The organism is Ochrobactrum sp. PL_is483 (genome assembly GCF_055816855.1).
In genome coordinates this window covers 246,161-270,710 of the sequence record NZ_JBVPGS010000032.1, presented here as the reverse complement: position 1 = coordinate 270,710, position 24,550 = coordinate 246,161, and the positions used below count along the sequence as shown (strand labels likewise).

The following is a 24,550-nucleotide window of genomic DNA, read 5'->3' as shown; positions in this document are numbered from 1 at the left end:
AATAACTGTGACTCTTTGCAATAGCCCCGGCATCCGAAAGAACCTTGCAAGCTGCTGTACTTGATCCCGTCAGATAAGTACGCAGCTTTAAAATTTTTGAGATTGTCCGTTCCGGCGGACTTTTGCGACAACCAGACTGCAAACCGCGACCGCATCGGCGTCAGAGGCAAAAGAATGAAACTTTTCGCAGGCAACTCCAACCGGGTTCTTGCCGAATCCGTTGCTCAATATCTCAACATTCCACTTGGCAAGGCCAGCGTGCGCCGCTTCGCCGATCAGGAAATCTTCGTAGAGATTCAGGAAAACGTGCGCGGCGAAGACGTATTCGTTCTGCAATCGACCTCCTATCCGGCAAACGATCACCTGATGGAACTGCTCATCATGATCGACGCCTTCCGCCGTTCCTCGGCCCGTCGCATCACCGCCGTCCTGCCCTATTTCGGCTATGCCCGTCAGGACCGCAAGCCCGGCCCGCGCACGCCGATCTCGGCCAAGCTCGTCGCCAATCTCATCACCGAAGCCGGTGCCAACCGCGTTCTGACGCTTGACCTTCACGCCGGTCAGATCCAGGGCTTCTTCGATATCCCGACCGACAATCTCTATGCCGTTCCGGTCATCGCCCGCGACGTGAAGGCCAACTATGCCACCGGCAATTGCATGGTCGTCTCGCCGGACGTCGGCGGCGTGGTGCGCGCCCGCTCGCTGGCAAAGCGCATCGATGCGCAGCTCGCCATCGTCGACAAGCGCCGCGAACGTCCAGGTGAATCGGAAGTCATGAACGTCATCGGCGATGTTTCCGGCAAGGACTGCCTGCTGTTCGACGATATCGTCGATTCCGGCGGCACGCTCTGCAACGCGGCCGAAGCCCTGCTCAACAAGGGCGCGAACAGCGTCACCGCCTATATCACGCACGGCGTTCTGTCCGGCGGCGCGGTTGCCCGTATCGCCTCGTCGAAGCTGAAGGAACTGGTCATCACCGATTCCATCCAGCCGACCACCGCCATCAACGATGCGCCGAATATCCGCGTGCTGTCGATCTCGGACCTCATTGGCGAAGCCATCGCCCGCACGGCAGCGGAAGAATCCGTTTCGAGCCTGTTCGACTAAAACAACAGTCGAAAGAAAATCCCGAAACATGCCGCCAGCAACAGCACGAGCGGCATGTTCATCCTGAAGACGACAAGCAACAATGCCGCCGCGCCTGCGATCAGGACGGCGGCATTGTCTATTGTGCTCCAGACTGGCAGCGGCAATGTGAAAGGCCCGACGGCCTTCTCCACCACCTGCGCAAACAGGACATGCAGCGAGAACCACAGCGCCAGATTGGCAATCACGCCGACGACCGCAGCCGTAATCCCGCCCAGCATCGCCGACAGCCAGCGCACCTGACGCAGCCGCTCCACGAAAGGCGCGCCCGCCAGTATCCAGAGGAAACACGGCACGAAGGTAAACCACAGCGCGATCAACCCGCCGAAAAAGCCACCCAGAAGCGGCGGCAGGCCGGACAGGTTCGCAGCCCCCACAAAGCCGACAAAGACCAGCACGAGGATCAGCGGTCCCGGCGTGGTTTCCGCCAGCCCAAGCCCGGTCAGCATTTCTCCCGGCTTCATCCAGCCGAAATGCTCGACCGCCTGCTGCGCCGTATAGGAAAGCGCTGCATAGGCGCCGCCAAATGTCACTGCGGCAAGCTTCGAGAAGAAAGCCGCTTCCTGCACGAAGACATGCGTGCCGCCAAAAGCCAAGAACAGCCCAAGCAAAGGCAAAAGCCACAGCCCGCCCCAGATCAGCGCCTGCTGCGTAAATTCGCGCAAGGCACCGGGCGTCGCCTCGCCCAGAACTGTTGCTGCACCATTCCCCTGAACCACGTGTCGCAGGCCACCGGCAACAGCCGCCAGCAGAACGACAAGCGGAAACGGCAATTTCAAAAGCGCTATCGCAATGAATGCCGCAACGGCTACGCAATAGGAAAAGCCGGAAGCGAGCGTGCGCTTTCCCATCCGGTACAGCGCTTCGAAAACCACGGCCAGAACCGCAGCCTTCAGGCCGAACAACAGTCCGGCCACCACGTCCACATGTCCGAAGGCGATATAGATTGCCGACAATGCAAGCATGACCGCCGCACCGGGCAGCACGAACAAAAGCCCCGCCAGCAGGCCGCCGCGCCAGCCTTTCACCGCCCAGCCGGAATAGGTCGCAAGCTGCATGGCCTCCGGCCCCGGCAGCAACATGCAGAAATTGAGCGCATGGATCAGCCGCTCCTGATCCATCCATTTCTTTTCATCCACGAGAACGCGCTGCAGCATGGCGATCTGCGCCGCCGGACCGCCAAAGGACAGAAGTCCGATCTTGCCGAAGGTCGTGAAAAGTTCTTTGAAATCCGGCTGCTTTATTGGCTGTGTCACGCTGTCATCCTGAATGATCCGACCAAGCTCTTGCTGACAATCATTGCAGGTTCATGACGGTTTTCACAGGCTTACTCGGCGGCGGCACCTTCTTCGGCAAAATCGTCCGGCGCATTCGGGTCGCCCGGCGCGGTCTCACAGCCGAGATCAGGGAAATTGACGATGCGCATTCCCTTGAAATCATTGCGGACCACCAGAAGCCCGCGCTCTTCGAAATAGGTCAGGAGACGCCGGGCCCGGCTGAACGAATGCGTGCCGTAGGCGCGCGCCAATGCCGCATCGGACGGGCAAGGCGCACCTGTCACCGCTGCCTGCGCCACAATCAGGAACACGCCCTGCACATCGTCGGTCAGGCTTTCCGACAAGGACAACGCCTGCTGCCATGTCTCGCCATTGGCCACATCGCTTTCGATGCTGGCCTGCGCCACCGCCAGCCTGCGGCGGAAAGCGGGCAAAGCCAGCGGTTCGCCCGGAACGCGATGAATGCGGCAACGCACCAGAAAATCCTGATAGAGAACGGCAACCGAGCGGAACGAGGCTTCGGGGTCGTCCACGATCTCGCGCATCACCTTTTCCAGAAGCTCTTCGCGTTCGGCTTCCACGATACCGGGGAAAAGCGGCGCTTCGACCGGCTCCGCCTCCGGCTTCGGCTTTGCCACCTGCGCCAGAATTTCCGCCGTCGATGGCGGCGGCGGAGGTGGCGGCGCGCGGCGCACTGCCGTACGAATTTCCTGCGGCGCTGGCGTGAAGATAAGATCGAGCGCATCTTCGGGCGCATCGGGAAGCGGCATCAACTTCGGCGACGACGAACGTGCCGATGTTTCGACCTTGCCGATCTTGATCGGCAACGGGCGACGCGACAGAGCCGGACCAAGCGCCACGAAATGCCCGCGCTGCAAATCGCGGAACATTTCAGCCTGTTTGCGCTCCATGCCGAGAAGATCGGCGGCGCGCGCCATGTCGATATCGAGGAAGGTGCGCCCCATTAGGAAGTTCGAAGCTTCAGCAGCAACGTTCTTGGCAAGCTTCGCCAGCCGCTGCGTGGCGATAACCCCGGCAAGACCGCGCTTGCGTCCGCGGCACATGAGGTTGGTCATGGCGCCTAGCGAAAGCTTGCGCGCTTCGTCCGACACCTCACCGGCGGCAGCAGGCGCAAAAAGCTGCGCTTCATCCACGACGACGAGCATCGGATACCAATAATCGCGCTCCGCATCGAAAAGACCGCCAAGAAAAGCCGCGGCCGAGCGCATCTGCTGCTCGACGTCCAGCCCTTCCAGATTGAGCACGACCGAAACACGATGCTGGCGAATGCGTCCGGCAATGCGGGTCAGTTCGGCTTCGGTGCGGGCGGCATCAACGACCACATGGCCGTAAAGATCGGCGAGCGTGACGAAATCCCCTTCGGGATCGACGATGCACTGCTGCACCCATTGCGCGCTCTGTTCCAGCAGGCGGCGCAGAAGATGCGACTTGCCGGAGCCGGAATTGCCCTGCACGAGCAGGCGCGTGGCGAGAAGCTCCTCAAGATCAAGCATGGCCTGCTTGCCACCGCCAAGCGCCGCTGCCGAGGCAGAACCGCTTCCAGCAACAGAACCCATGTCGATACCGACCTGCATCTCGCCTCCTTGTTTCAACATTGCAGGAACAGACGACTCGCGCAGAAAACCGGCCAGTCGATCAGGCACCCGCTTAACACTTTTGCGGCTGTCATTGCCACCCGTTAAGACAAATGCCCACAGGTGCCGGGCAGTAGATTTCAACCTGAAGTTTTGATAGCAATCTTCTCAGGGGGCAAAAGCAGCAAGCGTCCAGCCAGCGGGCGCGTCGGGGAGGATGAGCCACCTCGACCGTGGCAAAGGCTTTGCCCTCTATTCGGAGGTGGATTCTATGTGGTTAATACCCATTAGATTCACGCTTAGAATAAAGAAAACCCGCACCAGCTGGCGAGCTACAGTGCGGGTACAATTCTTTATCTGAGTACACGGTAGCTGGAGTTCGCGCTTCAGCTACCGATCCGAATATAGGCCATCGGGATCATTTTTTCAACCATGCATGTCACCCTCCGCGCAAGGGCAAACCCAAAAAACTTGCGCCGCCGCACGCTATGGTCTATAGCCACCGCCATCCGCGTAGACACCCTTGGAGGCAACGCGGAATGGAGCGGTCCGGTCTTTCACCCTGTGACAGACGATACGGGCTGTTTCATGTCGTTTGTTGAAGCATGATCCCTAACCGATTTTCGGACAAGATCATGCGCGAAAAGCAGGCGACACTCCAGTAACATCGAAAGGAAATGCCATGAGCGAGACTTACGTGCTCAAGGCCGATCTGCGTACCCGGGTTGGTAAGGGGTCCTCCCGCGAACTGCGTCGCAACGGCCAGATTCCTGCAGTCATCTATGGCGACAAGCAGGAGCCCCTCGCAATCGCCGTCTCCTACAAGGAGATTTTCTACAAGATCCATGGCGGTGGCTTTAAGACCACTGTTGCCACGATCGAAGTGGACGGCAAGAAGATTCAGGTCCTCCCGAAGGACTACCAGCTGGACCCGGTCCGCGACTTCCCGCAGCATGTCGACTTCCTGCGCGTTTCCGCGAAGTCGGTCGTCCACGTGAATGTTCCGGTTCACTTCAAGAACGAAGAAGCAGCTCCCGGCATCAAGCGCGGCGGCGTTCTCAACATCGTTCGTCACGACGTTGAACTGATCGTTCCGGCCAATGCAATCCCGGAAGCCCTTGAATTCGACCTGACCGGCCTCGAAATCGGTGACTCGGTTCACATTTCGGCAATCAAGCTGCCGAAGGGCGTGACGCCTGCCATTCAGGATCGCGACTTCACCATCGCCACCATCGCTGCTCCTGCCGGCCTGAAGTCGGAAGAAGCTGCCTCGGAAGGCGCTGCTGAAGAAGCCAAGGACGCCGAGTAATTATTTAGGGGCTCAAACCATGCTGCTCATCGCAGGTCTTGGCAATCCGGGCCCCAAATATGCGCATAACCGGCATAATATCGGTTTCATGGCGGCGGATGAAATATTCCGCCGCCATCGCTTTTCCAACTGGCAGAAGAAGTTTCAGGCCGAGATCGCCGATGGCGTGATCGATGGCGAGAAGGTGTTGCTGATCAAGCCGCAAACCTTCATGAACCTTTCCGGCCAGTCTGTCGGCGAGGCCATGCGCTTCTACAAGCTGACCCCTGCCGACCTCGTCGTGATCTACGACGAACTCGATCTCGTTCCCGGCAAGCTGCGCATCAAGACCGGCGGCGGCTCCGGCGGCCATAACGGCATCAAGTCCATCGACGCGCATATGCAGTCCTTCCCCGGCGGCCAGAATTATCGCCGCATGCGGCTTGGCATCGGCCATCCGGGCGCGAAGGAACTCGTGCACAATTATGTCCTCGGCGATTTCGCCAAGGCCGACAATGAATGGCTGGACACGCTTCTGGGCGCTGTCGGCGACAATGTCGCCATGCTCGCCAAGGGCGAGGACAACAGTTTCATGAACCGGATTGCGCTCGCCATGGGCGACGGCAATCAGCGGCCAGGCGGGTTCAAGGCCGATCCCGCACAACTGGAAAAGGCCCCGCTTGAAGCAAAGGCTAAGGCGCAGAGCCATATCCGTCAGGCGCGGCCAAACCAGAAAAAGCCGAATATTCCCGAAAGCGGCCCGATGGCCGACATGCTCAAGCGGCTTTTCGGGAAAAAGGATTGACGCTGTGCCGTCCTATGACGCATAGCCACACCAAGAAAATTCTAGTCTGATAGGTACGATCATGGGTTTCAAATGCGGCATCGTTGGCCTGCCAAATGTTGGCAAGTCGACGCTTTTCAACGCGCTGACCAAAACGGCCGCCGCACAGGCCGCAAACTATCCGTTCTGCACCATCGAGCCGAACACCGGCGAAGTGGCGGTTCCCGATCCGCGCCAGAACGATATTGCCCGGATTGCCGGTTCGAAGGAAATCATCCCGACCCGCATCAACTTCGTGGACATTGCCGGCCTCGTGCGCGGCGCTTCGAAGGGCGAAGGTCTCGGCAACCAGTTCCTCGCCAATATCCGCGAAGTCGATGCCATCGTGCATGTTCTGCGCTGCTTCGAGGACGATGACATCACCCATGTCGAGGGCCGCATTGATCCCGTATCGGACGCCCAGACCGTTGAAACGGAACTGATGCTGTCGGACCTCGAAAGCATCGAGCGCCGCATCGTGCAGATCCGCAAGCGCGCGACGGGCAAGGACAAGGAAGCGCTGACCATTCTGCCGGTCATGGAAGCAGCACTCGAACTGCTCCAGAACGGCCAGCCTGTCCGCCTGATGCTGAAGGACATTTCGCCGGAAGACCTGCTGACGCTGAAGGGCCTGAACCTTCTCACTTCCAAGCCGGTTCTTTATGTCTGCAATGTCGCCGAAGGCGATGCCGCCAAGGGCAACGAGTTTAGTGCTGCCGTCGACAAGATGGCTGAGGAACAGGGCGCGCAGACGGTCATCATTTCGGCTGCCATCGAAGCCGAAGTCGCGCAGCTTCCCGACGAAGAAGCCAAGGAATATCTGGAAAGCATGGACCTTGAGGAACCGGGCCTCGACCGCCTGATCCGCGCCGGTTACAAGCTTCTCGATCTCATCACCTATTTCACCGCTGGACCGAAGGAAACCCGCGCCTGGACCATCAAGCGCGGCACCAAGGCTCCGGCCGCCGCCGGTGTCATCCACACCGATTTCGAGCGCGGCTTCATCCGCGCCCAGACCATCGCCTATGAAGACTACGTCAAATACAACGGCGAAGTCGGCGCCAAGGAGGCTGGCAAGGCACGGGACGAAGGCAAGGAATATATCGTCCATGACGGCGATGTGATGCTGTTCCGCTTCAATACCTGATACGATCAGGCCGCCGAAAACCGGCGGCCTTTTCTTTATGTCTACACGGAGGAGACCCAGGGTGAGCAAGCCTCTGCCGAAATATGCCTATGAGGATATGGAACCGGGAATGACCCTTCCCTTCGGTCCTCGTACGATCAGCAAGGAAGAAATCATCGAATTTGCCAGCGCGTTCGATCCGCAACCCTTCCATCTGGACGAGGAAGCGGGCAAGGCCAGCGTGCTGGGCGGCTTGGCCGCATCGGGATGGCACACCGTTTCCCTCATCATGCGGCTGGTCTGTGATGCCTATCTGACCGACTCCACCTCGCAAGGCGGTCCCGGCGTCGAGTTCACACGCTGGAAACGCCCCGTTCTGGCGGGCGATACGCTGAACGGCGTGACGACCATCAAGGACAAGCGCATTTCCAAATCGCGCCCGGCAATCGGGCTGGTGACATTCCATCATGAACTGTTCAATCAGCGCGGCGAAAGCGTCTGCGAAATGCAGCACCCATGCATGATGCTGCGCCGTGACTACGAAGCGGCTGTGGGAGATGCATCATGAGTTTTCTGGAAGACAATCTCGGGCAGACCGTCGTTATCGGCAGCTATACGTTTACGCCTGAGGAAATCATCGATTTCGCGCGGAAATACGATCCGCAGCCGTTCCATCTGGATGCCGAAGCAGCAAAGAAGAGCGTCTTCGGCGGGCTTTGCGCTTCCGGCTGGCACACCACGGCGGTGTTCATGAAGCTCAATGTCGCTTCCATCGTCCAGGCCACGAAGGATGCTCTGAAACGCGGCGAGACGCCGCCGACATTCGGCCCCTCACCCGGCTTTGAAAACCTCAAATGGCCGAAGCCGGTCTATGCCGGGGATACAATCACCTATAAGCGCGTGGTCCATGCGATCAGGCCGCTGGCCTCCCGGCCCGGCTGGTCAATGCTGACCATGACGACGAACGCCCACAACCAGAATGGCGAAGAGGTGCTGTCTTTCGACAATGCGGCGATGGTGAAGCTGCCAGAACGGTAATTAGTCTCGCTTCCAGCCCGAAAAAATTGACTCCCTCGCCGCTCTTGATTCGGCGAGACGTTCACGGCCCCGCTCCAAAACCTCCGCGCGAGCTTCGTTGGGCGTCCCTGACTTGAACGGCGGTGAGGGAGCGTATTCGAGCGTCAATTGAACAGTTTCCGCTTCTGTTTGTCCAAATACCTCTTCGAGGATAGACAAACCAAAATCTATACCGGACGTTACACCACCAGCCGTAATGATATTTCCGTCCCGAACAACGCGCGCCTCAGTTGCTATCGCCCCAAAGTGCTTTAGAAAATCCATGGCATTCCAATGCGTTGTCGCCCTTCGCCCCTGAAGCAGTCCAGCTGCGCCGAGAACCAATGCGCCTGTGCAGACAGAGGTTACATACCGCGCGCGCGTCGCTTGCTGTCTGACGAAATCCAGCACTACGTCATCCGTCAGCAGCGGGTTCACCCCGCCGCCAGGAATACAGATTACGTCAAGTTGCGGACAATCATCAAAAGTAGCTGTTGGTATGAAGGTGAGTCCCGATGAGGATGTGACCGGATTGCGATTCTTCCAGATCAGGTGAACATCAGCCCCTTCTGCCGATGAAAAAACTTCATAAGGTCCTGTCAGATCGAGTTGCTGAATGGAGGGAAAAACCAGAAGTCCAAACGACAAAGCCACAATCAATGTCCCTTATGATATCTATCTCAGTCGCCTTCGAAGGCGACGAGTGTGCGGACCGGAACGCCGAGCGCTTCGAGCTTCTTGCGCCCGCCAAGGTCCGGCAGATCGATGATGAAGCAGGCCGCGACGATTTCCGCGCCCATCTGAAGCAGAAGCTTTGCAGCCGCTTCCGCCGTTCCACCCGTGGCGATCAGGTCGTCCACCAGAATGATCCGCTCGCCCTTTTCAATCGCGTCGCGGTGCATTTCCATTTCATCAATGCCGTATTCTAGGCTGTAGGCGATACGCACCGTATCGCGCGGCAGCTTGCCCTTCTTGCGGATCGGCACAAAACCGGCGGAAAGCTGATGCGCGATTGCGCCGCCCAGAATGAACCCGCGCGCCTCGATGCCGGCTACCTTGTCGACCTTGTTGCCTGCATAGGGATAGACCAGTTCATCGACGGAGCGGCGGAACGCCTGCGCATCGCCCATGAGCGTGGTCACGTCGCGGAACTGGACGCCCGGCTTTGGATAATCTGGAATGGTGCGGATCGCATCCTTCAAGCTGGCTTTAAATCCGGATTCCATTTTCCATCCTTTCAGGCGGCTCGCGGGCCGGTCAAACTAATCAAGGCAAAGTTGGGGCAAAGCCCCTTTACACCTTCGAACGGGTCAATTGCAAAAGAAACCGCCCGTTTCCGCCACAAACATTACGGCGAAGGACCGTTCTTTTTATGGCTTATTTGTGGCAGTGGCTGCGGTTCGTCTTCACCAACAAAAATGGGCGCTCACGGCGCCCATCTTTTAACTCAGGTTTGGTCCGGTGTCAGTGCTTCACATCCGACCAGATCGAACGCTTGGCGACATAGACCAGACCGGCGAAGAGGATCAGGAATATGATGACCCGGAAACCGGTCCGCTTGCGATCTTCCAGATGCGGCTCTGCGGCCCACATCAGGAAAGCCGAAACGTCGCGCGCATACTGATCGACCGTCTGCGGCGAACCATCGTCATAGGTGACCTGGTCGTCGCTGAGCGGCTTCGCCATGGCGAGCGCCTTAGCCGAAATGAAGTACGGGTTGTAATGCGTTCCTTCGGCAATCTGCATGCCTGCTGGCGGCTGTTCGTCGAAACCGGTCAACAGAGAATGGATATAATCCGGGCCACCTTCGGCATATTGCGTGAATATATCGAAGATGAACTGCGGGAACCCACGCTCCACTGCACGCGCCTTGGCGATCAGCGAGAAGTCGGGCGGAGCTGCGCCATTGTTTGCCGCCGCAGCGGCAGCCGCGTTCGGATATGGCGACGGGAAGTGGTCGGTCGGAAGCGCCTTGCGGGTGAACATTTCGCCATCCGCATTCGGACCGTCCTGCACTTCGTATTCGGCGGCGAAAGCCTTGACCTGTTCCGGCGAGTAACCAAGATCTTCCAGCGTGCGGAAGGCCACCAGGTTCATCGAATGGCAAGCCGAGCAGACTTCCTTGTAGACCTTCAGGCCGCGCTGAAGCTGGCCCTTGTCATAGGTTCCGAACGGGCCGGCAAAGCTCCACTTTTCCTGTTTCGGATGGTGGATCGGAAAATGTTCCGGCTCTGCGGCATTGCCGCTTTCCTCAGCCGAAGCGCCACCCATGGCTATCCCAAGCGCAACCAGCGGAGCGATACCGAAGGCAGCGAAATTCTTGAGGATGTTTTTCATTGTTACGTCCTTCATCTCTCTCGCTGCTTAGCCCCGAGTTTCAACAGGGATTTCCACCGGGGTAATCTCGCCCTTGCCGCTCTTCTCCAGAACCGCCTCGGTGATCGAGTTCGGCAAACGCTTCGGCGTTTCGATCAGGCCGATGACCGGCATGATGACGATGAAGAAGGCAAAGTAGTAAAGCGTACCCAGCTGCGCCATGAAGACGTAGGAACCTTCCGCCGGACGCGAACCGAGCCAGCCGAGGAAGATGGCGTTGACCACGAACAGCCAGAAGAACAGCTTGAACCACGGACGATAAACCGCCGAGCGAACCTTCGACGTATCGAGCCACGGCACGACGAAGAGGATTGCGATCGAACCGAACATGGTCAGAACGCCGCCGAGCTTCGAATCGATCGGGCCGATGTTGAAGGTGATGGCGCGCAGCATCGCGTAGAACGGCAGGAAGTACCATTCCGGAACGATGTGAGCAGGCGTCTTCAGCGAATCGGCCGGGATATAGTTATCCGGATGGCCGAGGAAGTTCGGCATGTAGAAGATGAAGTAGGCGAAGAACACGAAGAAGACGAGCGCGCCGAAAGCGTCCTTGATGGTCGCATAGGGCGTGAACGGCAGCGTATCGGTCTTGGACTTGACTTCAATGCCGGTCGGGTTGGTCTGGCCCGTCACATGCAGCGCCCAGACGTGCAGGATAACGACACCTGCAATCATGAACGGCAACAGATAATGCAGCGAGAAGAAGCGGTTGAGGGTCGGATTGTCGACCGCAAACCCGCCCAGCAGAAGCTGCTGGATCGGCTCGCCGATGATCGGGAAAGCCGTGAAGAAGCCGGTGATGACCGTCGCGCCCCAGAAGGACATCTGGCCCCATGGCAGCACGTAGCCCATGAAGGCGGTTGCCATCATGAGAAGGAAGATCACCACGCCCAGAATCCATAGGAGCTCGCGCGGTGCCTTGTAGGAACCGTAATAGAGGCCGCGGGCAATATGGAGATAGACGGCGATGAAGAAGAAGGATGCGCCGTTGGCGTGCATGTAGCGCAGCAGCCAGCCGGAATTGACGTCGCGCATGATCTTTTCGACGGAATTGAACGCAAGGCCCGTATCCGCTGCATAATGCATTGCCAGCACGATGCCGGTCAGGATCTGCGCAATGAGCATGAAGCTCAAAATGCCGCCAAAAGTGTACATGTAGTTCAGGTTACGCGGCGTCGGATAGGCCACGAAGGAATCATAGACGAGACGCGGCAAGGGAAGCCGTTCGTCCACCCATTTTTCGATGCCGGTCTTCGGCGTGTATGTGGAGTGTCCACCACTCATGTCTTCTCTCCCCAAGACCTGTTAGCCGATCCTGATGACCGTATCGGAAGCGAACGCATATTGCGGAATGTGCATGTTTTCCGGCGCCGGACCGCTGCGGATACGGCCGGCGGTGTCATAGGTCGAACCATGACATGGGCAGAACCAGCCGCCGAAAGAGCCGGCTTCGCCGAGCGGTACGCAACCCAGATGGGTGCATACGCCGATCATCACCAGCCAGTTTTCCTTGCCTTCGCCTGCCGAGCGGGCGAGATCGGTCGCCTGCGCGTCCGAAGCGAGGTTGGCATTGCGCGCGTTCGGGTCCTTGAGATCGCCCAGAGCGGTCGCCTTGGCATCCTCGACTTCCTTGGCGGAGCGGTTACGGATGAAAACCGGTTTGCCGCGCCATTTAACAGTTAACGATGCTCCTTCCGCCAGGGACGAAACATCAACCTCGATGGACGCAGCCGCGAGTGTCGAAGCGTCTGGACGCATCTGGTCGATAAACGGCCAGGCCAGTCCGCCAGCTCCGACGACACCGGCCATCCCCGTCGCAATATACAAAAAATCACGCCGTGTCGGCTCAGCCGTGTCGTGTGCGCTCACGTGCCAATTCCTTTTCAACCTGCATGTTCAATTGAACTCTCCCCTCGTCCTCTTTTGCACTTGCGCAAAAGTAGTCCCGCAAGTGCTCACAGGACGAAATTCCCTCCATTTCACTATTCGGTTTATGCGTGTAAAAATCGCTTGTCCAGACACCAAGCCCTTATGACGGCACGATGTCGCAGGCGAATTTACCTGCCCAATTCAAGGAATGCGCGGCAGATCGATCATGAACTACGGACAGCGGAAAGCTGTCAACTTTCGGTATTCCCGCCAATGAAACCGCCCGACTGCCGGGCCCAAAGTCCCGCATAGAGGCCGCCGCGGGCAACAAGTTCGTCATGCGTGCCCTCCTCCACGATACGTCCCTGATCCATCACGACAAGGCGGTCCAGCGCCGCGATGGTGGAAAGGCGATGAGCGATCGCAATGACCGTCTTTCCTTCCATCAGGCGTTTCAGGTTCTCCTGAATGGCGGCTTCCACCTCCGAATCGAGTGCGGATGTGGCCTCATCGAGGATCAGGATGGGGGCGTCCTTCAAGATGGCGCGCGCGATGGCGATGCGCTGCCGCTGCCCGCCGGAAAGCTTGACGCCGCGCTCGCCCACAAAGGCGTCGAAGGAGCGCCGCCCCTGAAAATCCTCAAGAGTGGCGATAAACCCGTCGGCCTCGGCCTTTTGCGCCGCCCGCAGCAAATCCTCGTCGGTGGCATCGTCCCGCGCCAGCATGATGTTGTCGCGCAGCGACCTGTGCAGCAAGGCCGTTTCCTGACTGACGACCGCAACGGCCCGGCGCAGCGACGTCTGGGTGACATCGCGAACATCCTGTCCGTCGACAAGGATGGAGCCTTTCTCGACGTCGTAGAGACGCAGGATCAAATTCACCAGCGTGGACTTGCCCGCACCGGAATGGCCGACAAGCCCGATGCGCTCGCCGCCGCGAACCGTCAGGTTGATATTGTCGAGAACACCCTCAGCCTTGCCGTAATGGAAGGTGACATTGCGGATATCGATACGCGCTTCCGTCACCTGCAAGGGTTTCGCGCCGGGCCGATCCTCCAGACCGAGCGGCGCGGAAACGAGCCGCATGGAATTTTCGATCAGTCCGAGCTGGCGCAGCATGGCGTTCATCTGCATCATGAGCCGCCCGAGCAGCATGTTGAGGCGCAGCACGAGCCCGAGCGTGAACGACACCTGCCCGACCGTGATGGCATTGCGTGTCCATAGATCGATGGCAATCGCGGCAACCGTCACGATCATCAGGCCGGACAGTGTCGTGAGCGACACGCGAACGCCGGTGAGCGAGCGCATGAACGGAAGAAGCGCTGCTATGTATCCTTTGAAACCATCGCGCAAATACTGAACGTCGTCATTGACGGTGTTCAGCTTGATCGTCTGGATGTTGGAATAGCTGTCGACCAGACGCCCGTTTATCAGCGACCCCGCTTCGGCGGAAGCCTCGGCCTGACGGCGGATCTGTGGAAGGTAATGGCGGGCAATCAACACGAAGACAGCAATCCATGCCAGAACGACCGCCGCCAGCGTCCAATCCAGCCGTCCGATCAGGAACAATGTGCTGATGCTGTATATGAGCATGAACCAGACGACCTGGATGAGGCTCTGGATGAAATCGCCCGCCGCCTGGCCGGCCTGCCAGACCTTCGTTGCTATGCGCCCCGCAAAATCATTCTGGAAAAACCCGTAGGATTGCTGCAGCACATATGAATTGGCCTGCCACCGGATCAGGTTATAAAAACTGGGGCCCATCACCTGCTCTTCAAGCAGCGTGTTGGCCGCCGTCACGACGAGGCGGACCGCAAGGACAGTGAACCCCATGAAAAGCAGTTCCGGGCCTGCCGCCTGCAAAAGCGCCGACCAGCTGCGCTCGACGCCGCCCCTGCCCGCCTGATCGAGAATATCGACCAGCCTGCCGGTAAAATAGAACAGGCCCGCCTCGACCAGCGGCAGCAAGCCGCCGACGACAAGGGAAGCCGCCAGCGGCCATTTGGCCTGTCGCGCATAATGCCACAGAAAGCCGAACGTCGTTGAAGGCGGTCTCAGCCTGTCCGGTTCACGAAAGGGATCGACCCAACGTTCGAACAGGCTGTAAACCGCTTTCATCAATGGCTTTTGTCCTTATTTTATAAGCATATCCTCGGTATTTTCATCGAAGCCGAGGAAACCGCCGGACTGGCGCGCCCATAGACTTGCATAAATGCCGCCGAGCGCCACAAGTTCCTCATGCGTGCCGTCCTCGACGATACGCCCCTTGTCCATCACCACGAGGCGGTCAAGCGCCGCGATGGTGGAAAGACGGTGCGCGATGGCGATCACGGTCTTGCCTTCCATCAGCGTGTTGAGGCTGTCCTGAATGGCCGCCTCCACTTCCGAATCGAGCGCCGAGGTGGCCTCGTCCAGAATGAGGATCGGCGCATCCTTCAGCATCACGCGCGCGATGGCGATGCGCTGGCGCTGCCCGCCCGAAAGCTTGACGCCGCGTTCGCCGACATGCGCATCCAGCCCCCGCCGTCCCTTCGGGTCGGTCAGCAGCGGAATGAACTGGTCCGCCTGCGCCAGCCGGATCGCCTGCTGCAACATTTCCTCGGTCGCATCCGGTCGCCCATACATGATGTTCTCGCGGACCGAACGATGCAGAAGCGAGGTATCCTGCGTGACCATGCCGATATTGGCGCGCAGCGAATCCTGCGTGACCCTGGAAATGTCCTGCCCGTCGATCAGGATGCGGCCCTTCTCCAGATCGTAGAAACGCAGCAGCAGATTGACCAGCGTAGATTTACCAGCACCGGAACGCCCGACCAATCCCACTTTCTGGCCCGGCTTAATGGCGAGCGTGAGGTTGTCGATAACCCCGTTGCCCTTGCCGTAGTGGAAGCCGATCCCGTCGAAGTCGAGCTCGCCTTTGGTCACCTGCAATGCCGGTGCATCGGGAACGTCCACGACCTCATGCGAGCGCGCAATCGTGGTGATGCCGTCTTCCACCGTGCCGATATTCTCGAACAGCGCCGACATTTCCCACATGATCCACTGCGACATGCCGTTGAGGCGCAGCACCAGGCCGATGCCGACCGCAACGGCGCCCACGGTAATCGCTTCGTTCATCCAGAGCTGGATGCCGATTGCACCCACCGCAAACAGCAGGATGCAGTTCGCCATGTAGAGGGTGAAATGGAACATCGTGATGAGACGCATCTGCCGGTGCACGGTGCCGAGGAAGCCGTCGAGGCTTTCGCGCACGTAGGATTCCTCGCGGCTTGAATGCGAGAAGAGCTTGACCGTCGCGATATTGGTATAGCTGTCGACGATGCGCCCCGTCATCAGGGAGCGGGCATCAGCCTGCTGTTCCGAAATCACCCGCAGGCGCGGGATGAAGAAACGCAGCAACAGGATATAGACGACAAGCCAGACGGCAAACGGAATCATCAGCACCAGATCCGCTGACGCCGCGATGAACAGCGTGCCAGCGAAATAGACGATGACATAGTTGAGCACGTCCAGGAGCTTCATCACCGTTTCGCGAACAGCGAGAGCGGTCTGCATCAGCTTGGTGGAGATGCGTCCGGCAAACTCGTCCTGGAAGAACGACATCGACTGGCGGATCAGGTAACGGTGCATCAGCCAGCGCACGCGCATCGGATAATTGCCGAGCAATGTCTGGTGGATGAGCAGCGAATGGATCAGCACCACGCCCGGCAGGCCGATCAGGACGACGCCCGCGATCAAGGTGAGCCGCCAGCCTTCATTGCTGAGGAAAGTCTCGCGCGACTGATGCGACAGCCAGTCGACGATATTGCCCATGAAGGCAAAGAGCGACACTTCGATCACCGCGATCAGCGTCGTGAAGATCGCCATGCCGATGATCCACGGCCATGCGCCACGGGTATAATAAAGGCAAAAGGCTACCAGTCCGCGCGGGGGTTCGCGCGGCGGTTCTTCGGGATAAGCTTCGAGTCGTTTTTCAAACCATCTGAACATGGCGATCCTTTTACGGGCACCTTGCAAAATTTCCAAGATGGAACAGGAACAAAACAGGAATATTTTCGTGATGCGAGAACAATTTTTTCTTGCCGATACTATTTCCGCTTACTGATGTGTTGACGCCGGAGACCCAAGCACGCTCAACGCTTGCAGCCATCCGATTTGTAAGCTACCCGCATCATATGGAACTGCGCGTCGCACTTTACCAGCCCGACATTCCCGGCAATACGGGAACCATCCTGCGAATGGCCGCCTGCCTCGGCTTCGCGGTGGACCTGATCGAGCCCGCCGGATTCGACGTCTCCGACCGCTCCCTGAAGCGCGCTGGAATGAACTATTTGGAACAGGCAGCCCTCACCCGCCATGCGGACTGGCAGCATTTCGAGAACTGGCGCCGGCAGGCAGGCCGCCGCATCGTGCTGCTGTCCACCAAGGCGGCGGTTCCCTATACGGAATACCAGTTTCAGGAAAATGACATTCTGCTTTTCGGGCGCGAGTCGTCGGGCGTTCCCGACACTGTGCACGATGCCGCCGATGCGCGGCTTCTGATCCCGATGATGCCGGGCGCGCGCTCGCTAAATCTTGCGATTTCGGTCGCGATGACGGCGGGCGAAGCTCTCAGGCAAAGGAAAAGCCTCGCGAAATGACCGGATTCGCGAAGCGCAGCATCTCCCTTCCGGTCTGAAAGGCCCGCTTCTCCCATGAACCTGTCCATGCGCACCGTCGCTCTCGCCGCTTCTGCCGCTTCCCTGCTGGCAACCGCCCCGGCTTTCGCCAAGGAACCCGAAACCATCAAGCCGAAGGTGATGGTCATCACCATGTTCGGGGAAGAAGCCAAGCCATGGCTTGAAGGCGAGAAGTTCACGCAGAAGATCAAGCTGCCGGGCCTCAATCCCGAATATCCGGAAATCGATTGCACCGCCGATGGGCTTTGCCACATGACGACGGCCATGGGCTTCGCCAATGCGGCAAGCTCGGTTTCCGCCATGGCGCTGAGCGGCAGGCTCGACCTCAGCCACACCTATTTCCTGATCGCAGGCATTGCCGGCGTCGACCCGAAGCACGGCACGCTCGGCTCCGCACATTGGGCAAAATACGCCATCGACGCCAATCTGAACCATCGCATCGACATTCGTGAAGCGCCGGAAGGCTGGCCCACGGACTTCTTCGGCCTTGGCGCGGCAAAGCCCGGCGAAAAGCCGAAATGGGCCGCTGGCACGGAAGTCTTCGAGCTGAACAGCAAGCTTGCCGATTACGCGCTGGCAACGACCAAGAGCGTCGAACTTCTCGATAGCGACGCGGCGAAGGAATATCGCAAGCACTACACGGAAGAAGCGGCAACCGGCGCGCCGAAGGTCACTATCTGCGACACGGCTTCCGGCGACACTTACTGGCACGGCGCGAAGCTCGGCGAAGCCATGGCCGAATGGTCGAAGCTCCTGACCGACGGCAAGGCCGACTATTGCACCTCGCAGATGGAAGACAATGCCACGCTGACGTCGCTGAAGCGCGCCGCCGAAGCTGGCAAGCTCGATTTTGATCGCATCGCGCTGCTGCGCACCGCCTCGAACTTCGACCGTCAGGGCAAGGACCAGACGGCGGCTCAATCGCTTGCCGCGAATTCCGGCGGCTTCCCGCTCGCCACGACCAACGCCTATCGCGTCGGCAAGGCCTATGCCGAAAGCATCATCCAGAACTGGAAGGCATGGGAGAAGGCCCCGCAGACGGCAGCACAATAAGCCTGTAATGGAATAACGATTCAAAAAGCGAAGGCACCCCGCGGGGTGCCTTTTCTGCCTGCTAATGTGAATCGCATTTCAAAGCCTTGGCCATGGCGATTAAAGCACTGCTCAATCCGCAGTCGCCAGACGGCGCATGGTAAACTCGATCACATCGTCCGGCCGCTCGCACCAGCTTTCAATCTCGGTCCAGTAGGCTGCTTTCGGGAATGTCTCGAACCATTCACGCGCCTTTTCGCGCGCGGCCAGCCTCGGCAGCGTGAATGTCTCGCGCACGAAGCCATCGCGCGGCATCCGGCTTTTCGCGCTTTTCTTCACGCTTTTCTGGGCGCGGCTTTTCTCAAGTTGCCTGCGCAGTCCTTCAAGCGGTGGACGGGGCGGTGTTGCTGCCATGCCTTTGCCTCAAAACCCTGAGCAGAGAAAGATAGGTGAGCAGGTTCGCAAAGACGAGTCTTTTCTTGGGGAGAGGATCTATAAGGGCTTGCGACAGCGCGCTTCGCGCTTTGCGCCGATGCCCGACTTTTGATAAGCCTGACAAGAATAGTTCATCCATTTAGAGCGTCGATCTGCTTGGATCAGACCCACGCTCTAAAGATTTATTTTGAACCGCGCATCTATCCGAAAACCGTTTCACACTTTTCGGGATGCGCTCCAACCTTGGTTGCGCGAGACCGGCGGACCCCGCCAGACCGCGCCGGAAGGACACGAGAATGCAACGCGAAGAGATTCCGGCCATCATCCCGGCAGACATCGAAGAGAAGAAGCAGGCGGCGCAGCGCTGGTTCGAGGAACTGCGCGATCGCATCTGCGCAAGCTACGAACAACTTGAAGATGAATTGCAGGGGCCGCTTTCGGATCGCGAACCCGGACGCTTCGTCCGCACACCCTGGCAGAAGGATGACGGCAAGGGCGGCGGCGGCGTCATGTCGATCATGCATGGCCGCGTCTTCGAAAAGGTCGGCGTGCATGTCTCGACGGTCCACGGCGAGTTCTCGCCGGAATTCCGCAAGCAGATTCCAGGCGCCGAGGAAGATCCGCGCTATTGGGCGAGCGGCATTTCGCTGATCGCGCATCCGCAGAACCCGAACGTGCCAGCGGTTCATATGAACACGCGCATGGTCGTGACCACGCGCCAGTGGTTCGGCGGCGGCGCCGACCTGACGCCGGTGCTTGATCGACGCCGCACGCAGGACGATCCCGACACGCTGGCCTTCCACAAGGCTTTCCGTTTCATCTGCGAGAAGCACAAGGATATTGTCGATTACCAGCGCGTGAAGGACTGGTGCGACGAATATTTCTTCCTGCCGCATCGCAACGAGCCGCGCGGCATTGGCGGCATTTTCTATGACTGGCTGCACTCGCCGGAAGAAAAAGGCGGCTGGGATGCGGATTTTGCCTATACGCGCGATGTGGGGCGCGGCTTCTCCGTCGTCTATCCGCACCTGGTGCGCCAGAACTTCAACAAGGACTGGACCGACGCGGACCGCAACGAGCAGCTCATCCGCCGTGGCCGCTATGTCGAGTTCAACCTGCTTTATGATCGCGGCACGATCTTCGGCCTCAAGACAGGCGGCAATGTGAATTCCATCCTGTCGTCCATGCCGCCCGTGGTGAAATGGCCGTAAAACATTGAGAAAGGGCCGGTTTCCCGGCCCTTCCCTCATATGGCGAAAGCGGAATGATAGGCGACGTCGCCTTCCGGAACATCTGGCCCGAAGGCCAGACACTGGAAATATTGCGGAGGCACACCCGGCAGTTTCAGCCGCTGATCGGCCTTGAAGCCGAAGCGCCCGTAATAGCCGGGATCACCGAGAAGAACGCAGCCTTCGGCGCCGAGGCTGCGCAACTGCGCGAGGCCCTCCCGGATAAGCTTGCCGCCTATCCCCTCGCCCTGCCGGTCCGGGCGGACCGAAACGGGACCAAGCCCGTACCAGCCTTTATCCTCATCGCCGATCTGAACCGGCGAGAAAGCGACATGGCCCAGAACCTGCCCATCCTCTTCGGCGACCAGCGACAGGGAGAGCGCCTTTGCGGCGCGAAGCGCATCGACGATCTCCCCCTCCTTCTGGTTGCTGTAGGCCACGGTGCGAAAGGCCTCGTCCGTCAGGCGACGGATTTCGGCGGCATCTTGCGGCGTCTCCTTGCGAATGTGCATGGTGCCCTCCTTCACCGGTTGTTCGCCTGGGCGCGGACATTTTCACGCCCCTTCAACGAAATGCGATAGGGACTGCCCATGCGGGATTCGATGAGCCGCTTGCGGCGCAATTGCTGGAAAATCGCCATCGTGCAATCGGAAAGCAGATAGCCTTCGCGGGTATAGCATTCGATTTCGCAGATACGCCCGTCTTCGCGCAGATGGCGGATGTAACCGCCCTGCGCCAGCACGTGCAACACGCGCTGTTCCATGCGTGAGATATTCATTGTCGTTCATGCCTGGATGGAAACCATGACAAGCATCAGCCTTCGCGGACAGTCTGCACCGTCCACGGCCAATGCCGTTTCCGTCCCTGGACCTGCCTGTCAGGCGCTCTCAGCACCCGTCATTCGCAGTTTCGTCCGGAACGCTCAAAGGCTTCCTACAATCTCCAGCATCAACAATTCCTCGGTCAGAGGTCAAAAACAGGAGGGCGATAACCCTCCTGCTCATTTACAAGCACGGAATCCCGGTGTCAAACCGTTCAGGATTTCGGCTGGTTACGCAGCTTTTCGGCTTCCGCGTAGAACTTCTTTTCCCACTCATTGTGGTTGTCCAGCCCTTCCTTGATGAAGGGCGTGAAGATGGCGAGGTTCATCAGGCACCAGTTGACCAGCCGGGCCGGGAACTTCAGCGGCTTCACGAAATCGACGAAAAGGACCACCCGCGTCTTGTCGGTGTGGTTCCACGCCTCATGCTCATAGGCATCGTCGAAAATCAGCACCTTGCCTTCCTGCCAATGGCAGACCTGTTTGTCCACGCGGATTGCAAGCTTGTCGTTCGGCTCCGGCACGATGAGGCCAAGATGCAGGCGCAGCACGCCATTATAGGGTCCGCGATGCGGCGGCAGATGCTTGCCCGGCTCGAAGATGGAGAACATCGCCGTAGTCAGGCCGGGGATCTTGTTGACGATCCGCCAGGTTTCCGGGCAGGACTTGATGTTCTGTTCCGATTTCACACCGAAACCGAGCAGGAAGAATGTCTTCCAGCGATTGTCGGTCGAAATCGTCTTCACATCGGTCGAGATATCCTGAAAGGAAGGCAGTTCGCTCTGGCGCAGGAGAACCGTGTCCAGTTCTTTGCGGATGGCCGGCCATTCCTTCTCGATTTCCGCCGCCCATGGGAAGGTTGCATTGTCATAGACCGGCGGATTGCCGAGCTTGGCATATTTCAGGTTGAGACCTTCGGCCCAGGATACGATCCCCATGAAAAAACGGGTGATCCGGCTTGGCCGGTCCATCGCGGCGATGCCTTCGGTGCCAAACTTCTGCTTCGGATCGGTCGCTGTCTTGTCTTGTATCGATGTATCGGGATTGGACATCTCATGCTCTTTCAAAACGCGCGCTAAAAAGTTTTCAGCTTTAACAGGATGAAACTACGGCTGAAATTTGCAAGCAAGCCACTAGTTATTCAATTTATCACGATCAAGTTTGTCCAGAAGCGCGGCACGGTCAAGGCTAAAACCGGAGTCTATCCAGAAAGTTTCAAGGGACCGCAAGGCCTCGCCCAGACCCGGCCCCTTCTCTATGCCCAGCGCCAGAAGATCACTCCCGGTGACGGGAAAGGCCGGCGCGTCGTAGCGTTCGGCAGCATCCAGAAGACGCGCGAAACCACCGGCGCGGATCATGGCATCGTCGCTGCCTGCGGCATCGGCCCGCGCCGCGGCATAGGCGAGACGAATGCGATCCAGCACGGCCTGCTTGCTGCCGCGATAGATGGCCTTCTTCAATGCCTGTTCGGAAAGCTCCGGCTTGACGGCATCGGCGCGCGCCCAGGCTTCCAGACGCGCCCTTTCCGCATTGGACATTTTGAGCCGCTTGCCCATTTCTTCCATCCGCACGCTATCGGGCGGAACAATGCTTGCGAGCCGCAAAAGCGGATCAACCTGCCAGCCAAGGTCGGCCTCGGTTCGCACCAGCCCATGAATGGCGTCGATACCCCATTTTTCGCTTTCCGGCAGGATCAGATTCAGCACTCCGCCCTGACGCATCCATAAAAGCGCGCGCGACGGATCGGGCGCGGACAAGAGCTTCTTCAGTTCCCCCCAGACCCGTTCGGCGGAAAGCTGCGCAAGGCCGTCTTTCAGCCGCGCGCTGGCCCGCAAGCCGTCAGCCTCGGGCCGTCCCGAACCGTACCAGGCGAAGAAGCGGAAGAAGCGCAGAATGCGGAGATAGTCCTCGCGAATGCGCTGTTCCGCATCGCCGATGAAGCGCAAAGTCCGGCTTTCAATATCGGCAAGACCGCCAACGTCGTCGATAATCGTGCCATCAGCGGTCGCATAAAGCGCGTTGATGGTGAAGTCGCGCCGCTCCGCGTCCGCTTTCCAGTCGGTCCCGAAAGCCACTTTCGCATGACGGCCATCCGTCTCCACATCCTGCCGCAGCGTCGTTACCTCGAACGGATGCCCCTGCACGACGACCGTGATCGTGCCATGCTCGATGCCGGTCGGCACCGGCTTGAAACCCGCCTCCTTCGCAAGCCTGACTGTCTCCTGCGGCAGATGCGTCGTCGCCAGATCGACATCGCTCACCTTGCTGCCAAGCAGCGTGTTGCGCACTGCACCGCCAACCACGCGTGCCTCGCCGCCATCGCGGTTCAGCGCATTGAACAGGGCCTGCAACGGCTTTGCCTTCAGCCAGTCCGCCTTGCCGGAAATATTGATACTCAAACGTAGAGCCTTTCATAAAGTCCGCGAATGATGCCAGCGGTTGCCCCCCAGATGAATCGCTCATGATAGGGCATGGCGTAATAAAAGCGTTCCTTGCCGTTGAACATCCTGCTTTCACGCCGATGATTCACCGGGTTCATCAGGAAGGAAAGCGGCACTTCGAAAATATCGGCCACTTCGTCGGGGTTGGGATGCAGGTCGAACGGCGTCTTCACCACTGCCAGAATGGGCGTGATCGAAAAGCCGCTGCCGGTCAGATAGCGCGGGAGATTGCCGATGATCTCGGCACGATCCGCCGCAAGCCCGATTTCTTCATTGGCCTCGCGCAGTGCTGCCCGTTCCGCCGTGCCGTCCTCCGGGTCGATTGCCCCCCCCGGAAAGGCGATCTGGCCGGAATGCTTGCGCAATGTGTCGGTGCGCTGCGTCAGAAGCAGCGTGGCTTCCGACCCCCGATCCACCACCGGCACCAGCACGGCTGCATCACGCATTTTCGCGGTCACCATGGCCTGCGTGAAATCGGGATTGAGCGAATGATCGCCGGTTACCGCATCGTGATCGGGACGCCATTGCCGGACCCGCTCGGCAAAGTCACTGGCTGAAAAGTCAGGGAATGCATTCATTGCAGTGCCGCCTCCAGCGCATCGGACGCCATGATCGGAAACACCACGCCGCCGGACCGGACGGCAAATGTCGGCACGCCGTCGATTTCGATTTCCTCGCCCAGCGCCACAAGATCATACATGACAGAACGCCCGATCAACGCCTCCAGCCGTCCGCGTACCAGCACATAAGGCTTGAGGCCACCGCTTTCCCGCTCGACCACGAAGCGGAGCGGATGCCCGGCATCGGCTGTTACCACGTCACCGACATTGGTGCGGAAGGTCAGCGCCTGCGTCTCGCCTTCGCCGGAAACTTCCATCTCGACGGCAATGAAATGCGCGTCTTCCACCCGAATGCCGACTTTTTCCACCGGCGTCACCAGATAGGTCTTGCCGTCCTCATCCTTGCGCAGCACGGTCGAAAACAGCCGCACGAGCTGTTTGCGGCCAATCGGCGTGCCCATGTAGAACCATGTGCCATCCGCCTTGATTTCCATGTCGAGATCGCCGCAAAACTCCGGATTCCACCGCTCAACCGGCGGGATGCCGCGCTCTTTCGTCGCCGGTCCGCTTTGCGCATCGGCATGAGCGCGCGCGATCAGCGCTTCCAGCCCGCCGGTCGTCTCAGCGTTCCGTATCGAATCTTGCGGCGTGTCTTTGCCTTCAGGGGTGCTTTTTATCATCCGACTCGGTTATTCCTGCTCGAATGTGTTTAATATGCTGGAAGTCATGAAATAGTCACCGTTTCGCGGCTTGTCAGCACTATATGCGAATTATAGGGCGCTTCCGCCAGAGCGGTCAC

Annotated in this window: 25 protein-coding genes; 9 read left to right on the top strand and 16 right to left on the bottom strand. The window is 59.1% G+C overall.

The features are described from left to right. The first annotated feature begins 174 nt into the window (after positions 1-174). On the top strand, positions 175-1,107 hold the full coding sequence (locus AC0TNJ_RS09835; RefSeq protein ID WP_061345920.1) for a ribose-phosphate pyrophosphokinase: 933 nt from the start codon (positions 175-177) through the stop codon (positions 1,105-1,107). On the opposite strand, the gene chrA is transcribed toward AC0TNJ_RS09835, so the two are convergent. Together chrA and AC0TNJ_RS09825 are read right to left on the bottom strand one after the other, a co-directional pair. Next, positions 1,104-2,402 carry a chromate efflux transporter gene (chrA, locus tag AC0TNJ_RS09830; RefSeq protein WP_473770980.1) on the bottom strand — a complete coding sequence of 433 codons (1,299 nt, stop codon included), beginning with the start codon at positions 2,400-2,402 and terminating at the stop codon, positions 1,104-1,106. The genes AC0TNJ_RS09835 and chrA overlap by 4 nt on opposite strands. A gap of 71 nt (positions 2,403-2,473) precedes the next feature. Beyond that, on the bottom strand, positions 2,474-4,018 hold the full coding sequence (locus tag AC0TNJ_RS09825) for a helicase HerA domain-containing protein (RefSeq protein WP_473770979.1): 1,545 nt from the start codon (positions 4,016-4,018) through the stop codon (positions 2,474-2,476). A 682-nt stretch (positions 4,019-4,700) separates the two neighbouring features. Between AC0TNJ_RS09825 and AC0TNJ_RS09820 the strand changes: the two genes are divergently transcribed. The 5 genes from AC0TNJ_RS09820 (at position 4,701) to AC0TNJ_RS09800 (ending at position 8,293) form a co-directional block, all read left to right on the top strand. After that, a complete protein-coding gene (locus AC0TNJ_RS09820) occupies positions 4,701-5,327 on the top strand; it encodes a 50S ribosomal protein L25/general stress protein Ctc (RefSeq protein WP_122001283.1) in 627 nt (208 codons plus the stop codon). 19 nt (positions 5,328-5,346) lie between these two features. After that, entirely contained in the window at positions 5,347-6,111 is a 765-nt protein-coding gene (gene pth / locus AC0TNJ_RS09815) for an aminoacyl-tRNA hydrolase (protein WP_473770978.1), read from the top strand. A 61-nt stretch (positions 6,112-6,172) separates the two neighbouring features. Continuing rightward, positions 6,173-7,276 (top strand): redox-regulated ATPase YchF, encoded by a 1,104-nt coding sequence (ychF, locus tag AC0TNJ_RS09810; protein ID WP_122001285.1) that lies wholly within the window; start codon positions 6,173-6,175, stop codon positions 7,274-7,276. 61 nt (positions 7,277-7,337) lie between these two features. Further along, positions 7,338-7,823 (top strand): MaoC family dehydratase, encoded by a 486-nt coding sequence (locus AC0TNJ_RS09805; RefSeq protein ID WP_473770977.1) that lies wholly within the window; start codon positions 7,338-7,340, stop codon positions 7,821-7,823. Beyond that, positions 7,820-8,293, top strand: a complete 474-nt coding sequence (locus AC0TNJ_RS09800; RefSeq protein ID WP_473770976.1) for a MaoC family dehydratase — start codon at positions 7,820-7,822, stop codon at positions 8,291-8,293. Before AC0TNJ_RS09805 ends, AC0TNJ_RS09800 begins: the two co-directional genes overlap by 4 nt. Here the strand turns inward: AC0TNJ_RS09800 and AC0TNJ_RS09795 are convergent, their stop codons facing one another. The 7 genes from AC0TNJ_RS09795 to AC0TNJ_RS09765 all read right to left on the bottom strand — a co-directional run bounded on the left by AC0TNJ_RS09795 (position 8,294) and on the right by AC0TNJ_RS09765 (position 16,545). Further along, positions 8,294-8,965, bottom strand: a complete 672-nt coding sequence (locus tag AC0TNJ_RS09795; RefSeq protein ID WP_473770975.1) for a DJ-1/PfpI family protein — start codon at positions 8,963-8,965, stop codon at positions 8,294-8,296. Positions 8,966-8,991: 26 nt separating this feature from the next. Then, positions 8,992-9,537, bottom strand: a complete 546-nt coding sequence (locus tag AC0TNJ_RS09790) for an adenine phosphoribosyltransferase (RefSeq protein ID WP_010659612.1) — start codon at positions 9,535-9,537, stop codon at positions 8,992-8,994. 238 nt (positions 9,538-9,775) lie between these two features. Further along, positions 9,776-10,648, bottom strand: coding sequence for a cytochrome c1 (locus tag AC0TNJ_RS09785; protein ID WP_473769669.1), 873 nt, complete (start codon positions 10,646-10,648; stop codon positions 9,776-9,778). Positions 10,649-10,675: 27 nt separating this feature from the next. Beyond that, positions 10,676-11,971, bottom strand: a complete 1,296-nt coding sequence (locus tag AC0TNJ_RS09780) for a cytochrome b N-terminal domain-containing protein (protein WP_122001288.1) — start codon at positions 11,969-11,971, stop codon at positions 10,676-10,678. A gap of 21 nt (positions 11,972-11,992) precedes the next feature. Continuing rightward, a complete protein-coding gene (petA, locus tag AC0TNJ_RS09775; RefSeq protein WP_122001289.1) occupies positions 11,993-12,556 on the bottom strand; it encodes a ubiquinol-cytochrome c reductase iron-sulfur subunit in 564 nt (187 codons plus the stop codon). Positions 12,557-12,807: 251 nt separating this feature from the next. Continuing rightward, the gene (locus AC0TNJ_RS09770) at positions 12,808-14,673 is read right to left on the bottom strand and encodes an ABC transporter ATP-binding protein (RefSeq protein ID WP_473771010.1); all 1,866 of its coding nucleotides are present in this window, start codon (positions 14,671-14,673) and stop codon (positions 12,808-12,810) included. 15 nt (positions 14,674-14,688) lie between these two features. After that, positions 14,689-16,545, bottom strand: coding sequence for an ABC transporter ATP-binding protein (locus AC0TNJ_RS09765; protein ID WP_473770974.1), 1,857 nt, complete (start codon positions 16,543-16,545; stop codon positions 14,689-14,691). A gap of 185 nt (positions 16,546-16,730) precedes the next feature. Between AC0TNJ_RS09765 and AC0TNJ_RS09760 the strand changes: the two genes are divergently transcribed. Both AC0TNJ_RS09760 and AC0TNJ_RS09755 read left to right on the top strand, forming a co-directional pair. Then, a complete protein-coding gene (locus AC0TNJ_RS09760; RefSeq protein WP_473771009.1) occupies positions 16,731-17,195 on the top strand; it encodes a tRNA (cytidine(34)-2'-O)-methyltransferase in 465 nt (154 codons plus the stop codon). 54 nt (positions 17,196-17,249) lie between these two features. Further along, positions 17,250-18,287: a purine-nucleoside phosphorylase gene (locus AC0TNJ_RS09755; RefSeq protein ID WP_473770973.1), complete on the top strand. Its 1,038-nt coding sequence runs from the start codon at positions 17,250-17,252 to the stop codon at positions 18,285-18,287. Positions 18,288-18,398: 111 nt separating this feature from the next. On the opposite strand, the gene AC0TNJ_RS09750 is transcribed toward AC0TNJ_RS09755, so the two are convergent. Next, positions 18,399-18,680, bottom strand: a complete 282-nt coding sequence (locus AC0TNJ_RS09750) for a hypothetical protein (RefSeq protein ID WP_122001294.1) — start codon at positions 18,678-18,680, stop codon at positions 18,399-18,401. 317 nt (positions 18,681-18,997) lie between these two features. On the opposite strand from AC0TNJ_RS09750, the gene hemF reads away from it, so the two are divergent. After that, positions 18,998-19,912 carry an oxygen-dependent coproporphyrinogen oxidase gene (gene hemF / locus AC0TNJ_RS09745; RefSeq protein ID WP_122001295.1) on the top strand — a complete coding sequence of 305 codons (915 nt, stop codon included), beginning with the start codon at positions 18,998-19,000 and terminating at the stop codon, positions 19,910-19,912. A gap of 35 nt (positions 19,913-19,947) precedes the next feature. Here the strand turns inward: hemF and AC0TNJ_RS09740 are convergent, their stop codons facing one another. The 6 genes from AC0TNJ_RS09740 to AC0TNJ_RS09715 all read right to left on the bottom strand — a co-directional run bounded on the left by AC0TNJ_RS09740 (position 19,948) and on the right by AC0TNJ_RS09715 (position 24,431). Beyond that, the gene (locus tag AC0TNJ_RS09740) at positions 19,948-20,442 is read right to left on the bottom strand and encodes a GNAT family N-acetyltransferase (protein WP_473770972.1); all 495 of its coding nucleotides are present in this window, start codon (positions 20,440-20,442) and stop codon (positions 19,948-19,950) included. 11 nt (positions 20,443-20,453) lie between these two features. Next, a complete protein-coding gene (locus AC0TNJ_RS09735) occupies positions 20,454-20,708 on the bottom strand; it encodes a YjhX family toxin (RefSeq protein ID WP_112585985.1) in 255 nt (84 codons plus the stop codon). A 257-nt stretch (positions 20,709-20,965) separates the two neighbouring features. Beyond that, entirely contained in the window at positions 20,966-21,802 is an 837-nt protein-coding gene (olsC, locus tag AC0TNJ_RS09730) for an ornithine lipid ester-linked acyl 2-hydroxylase OlsC (RefSeq protein WP_122001297.1), read from the bottom strand. An 81-nt stretch (positions 21,803-21,883) separates the two neighbouring features. Continuing rightward, positions 21,884-23,149, bottom strand: a complete 1,266-nt coding sequence (locus AC0TNJ_RS09725; protein WP_473770971.1) for a CCA tRNA nucleotidyltransferase — start codon at positions 23,147-23,149, stop codon at positions 21,884-21,886. After that, positions 23,146-23,769 (bottom strand): CoA pyrophosphatase, encoded by a 624-nt coding sequence (locus AC0TNJ_RS09720; protein ID WP_122001299.1) that lies wholly within the window; start codon positions 23,767-23,769, stop codon positions 23,146-23,148. Before AC0TNJ_RS09720 ends, AC0TNJ_RS09725 begins: the two co-directional genes overlap by 4 nt. Next, positions 23,766-24,431 (bottom strand): DUF1285 domain-containing protein, encoded by a 666-nt coding sequence (locus AC0TNJ_RS09715; RefSeq protein WP_473770970.1) that lies wholly within the window; start codon positions 24,429-24,431, stop codon positions 23,766-23,768. The genes AC0TNJ_RS09720 and AC0TNJ_RS09715 overlap by 4 nt, the downstream gene beginning before the upstream one ends. Between the last annotated feature and the right edge of the window lie 119 nt (positions 24,432-24,550).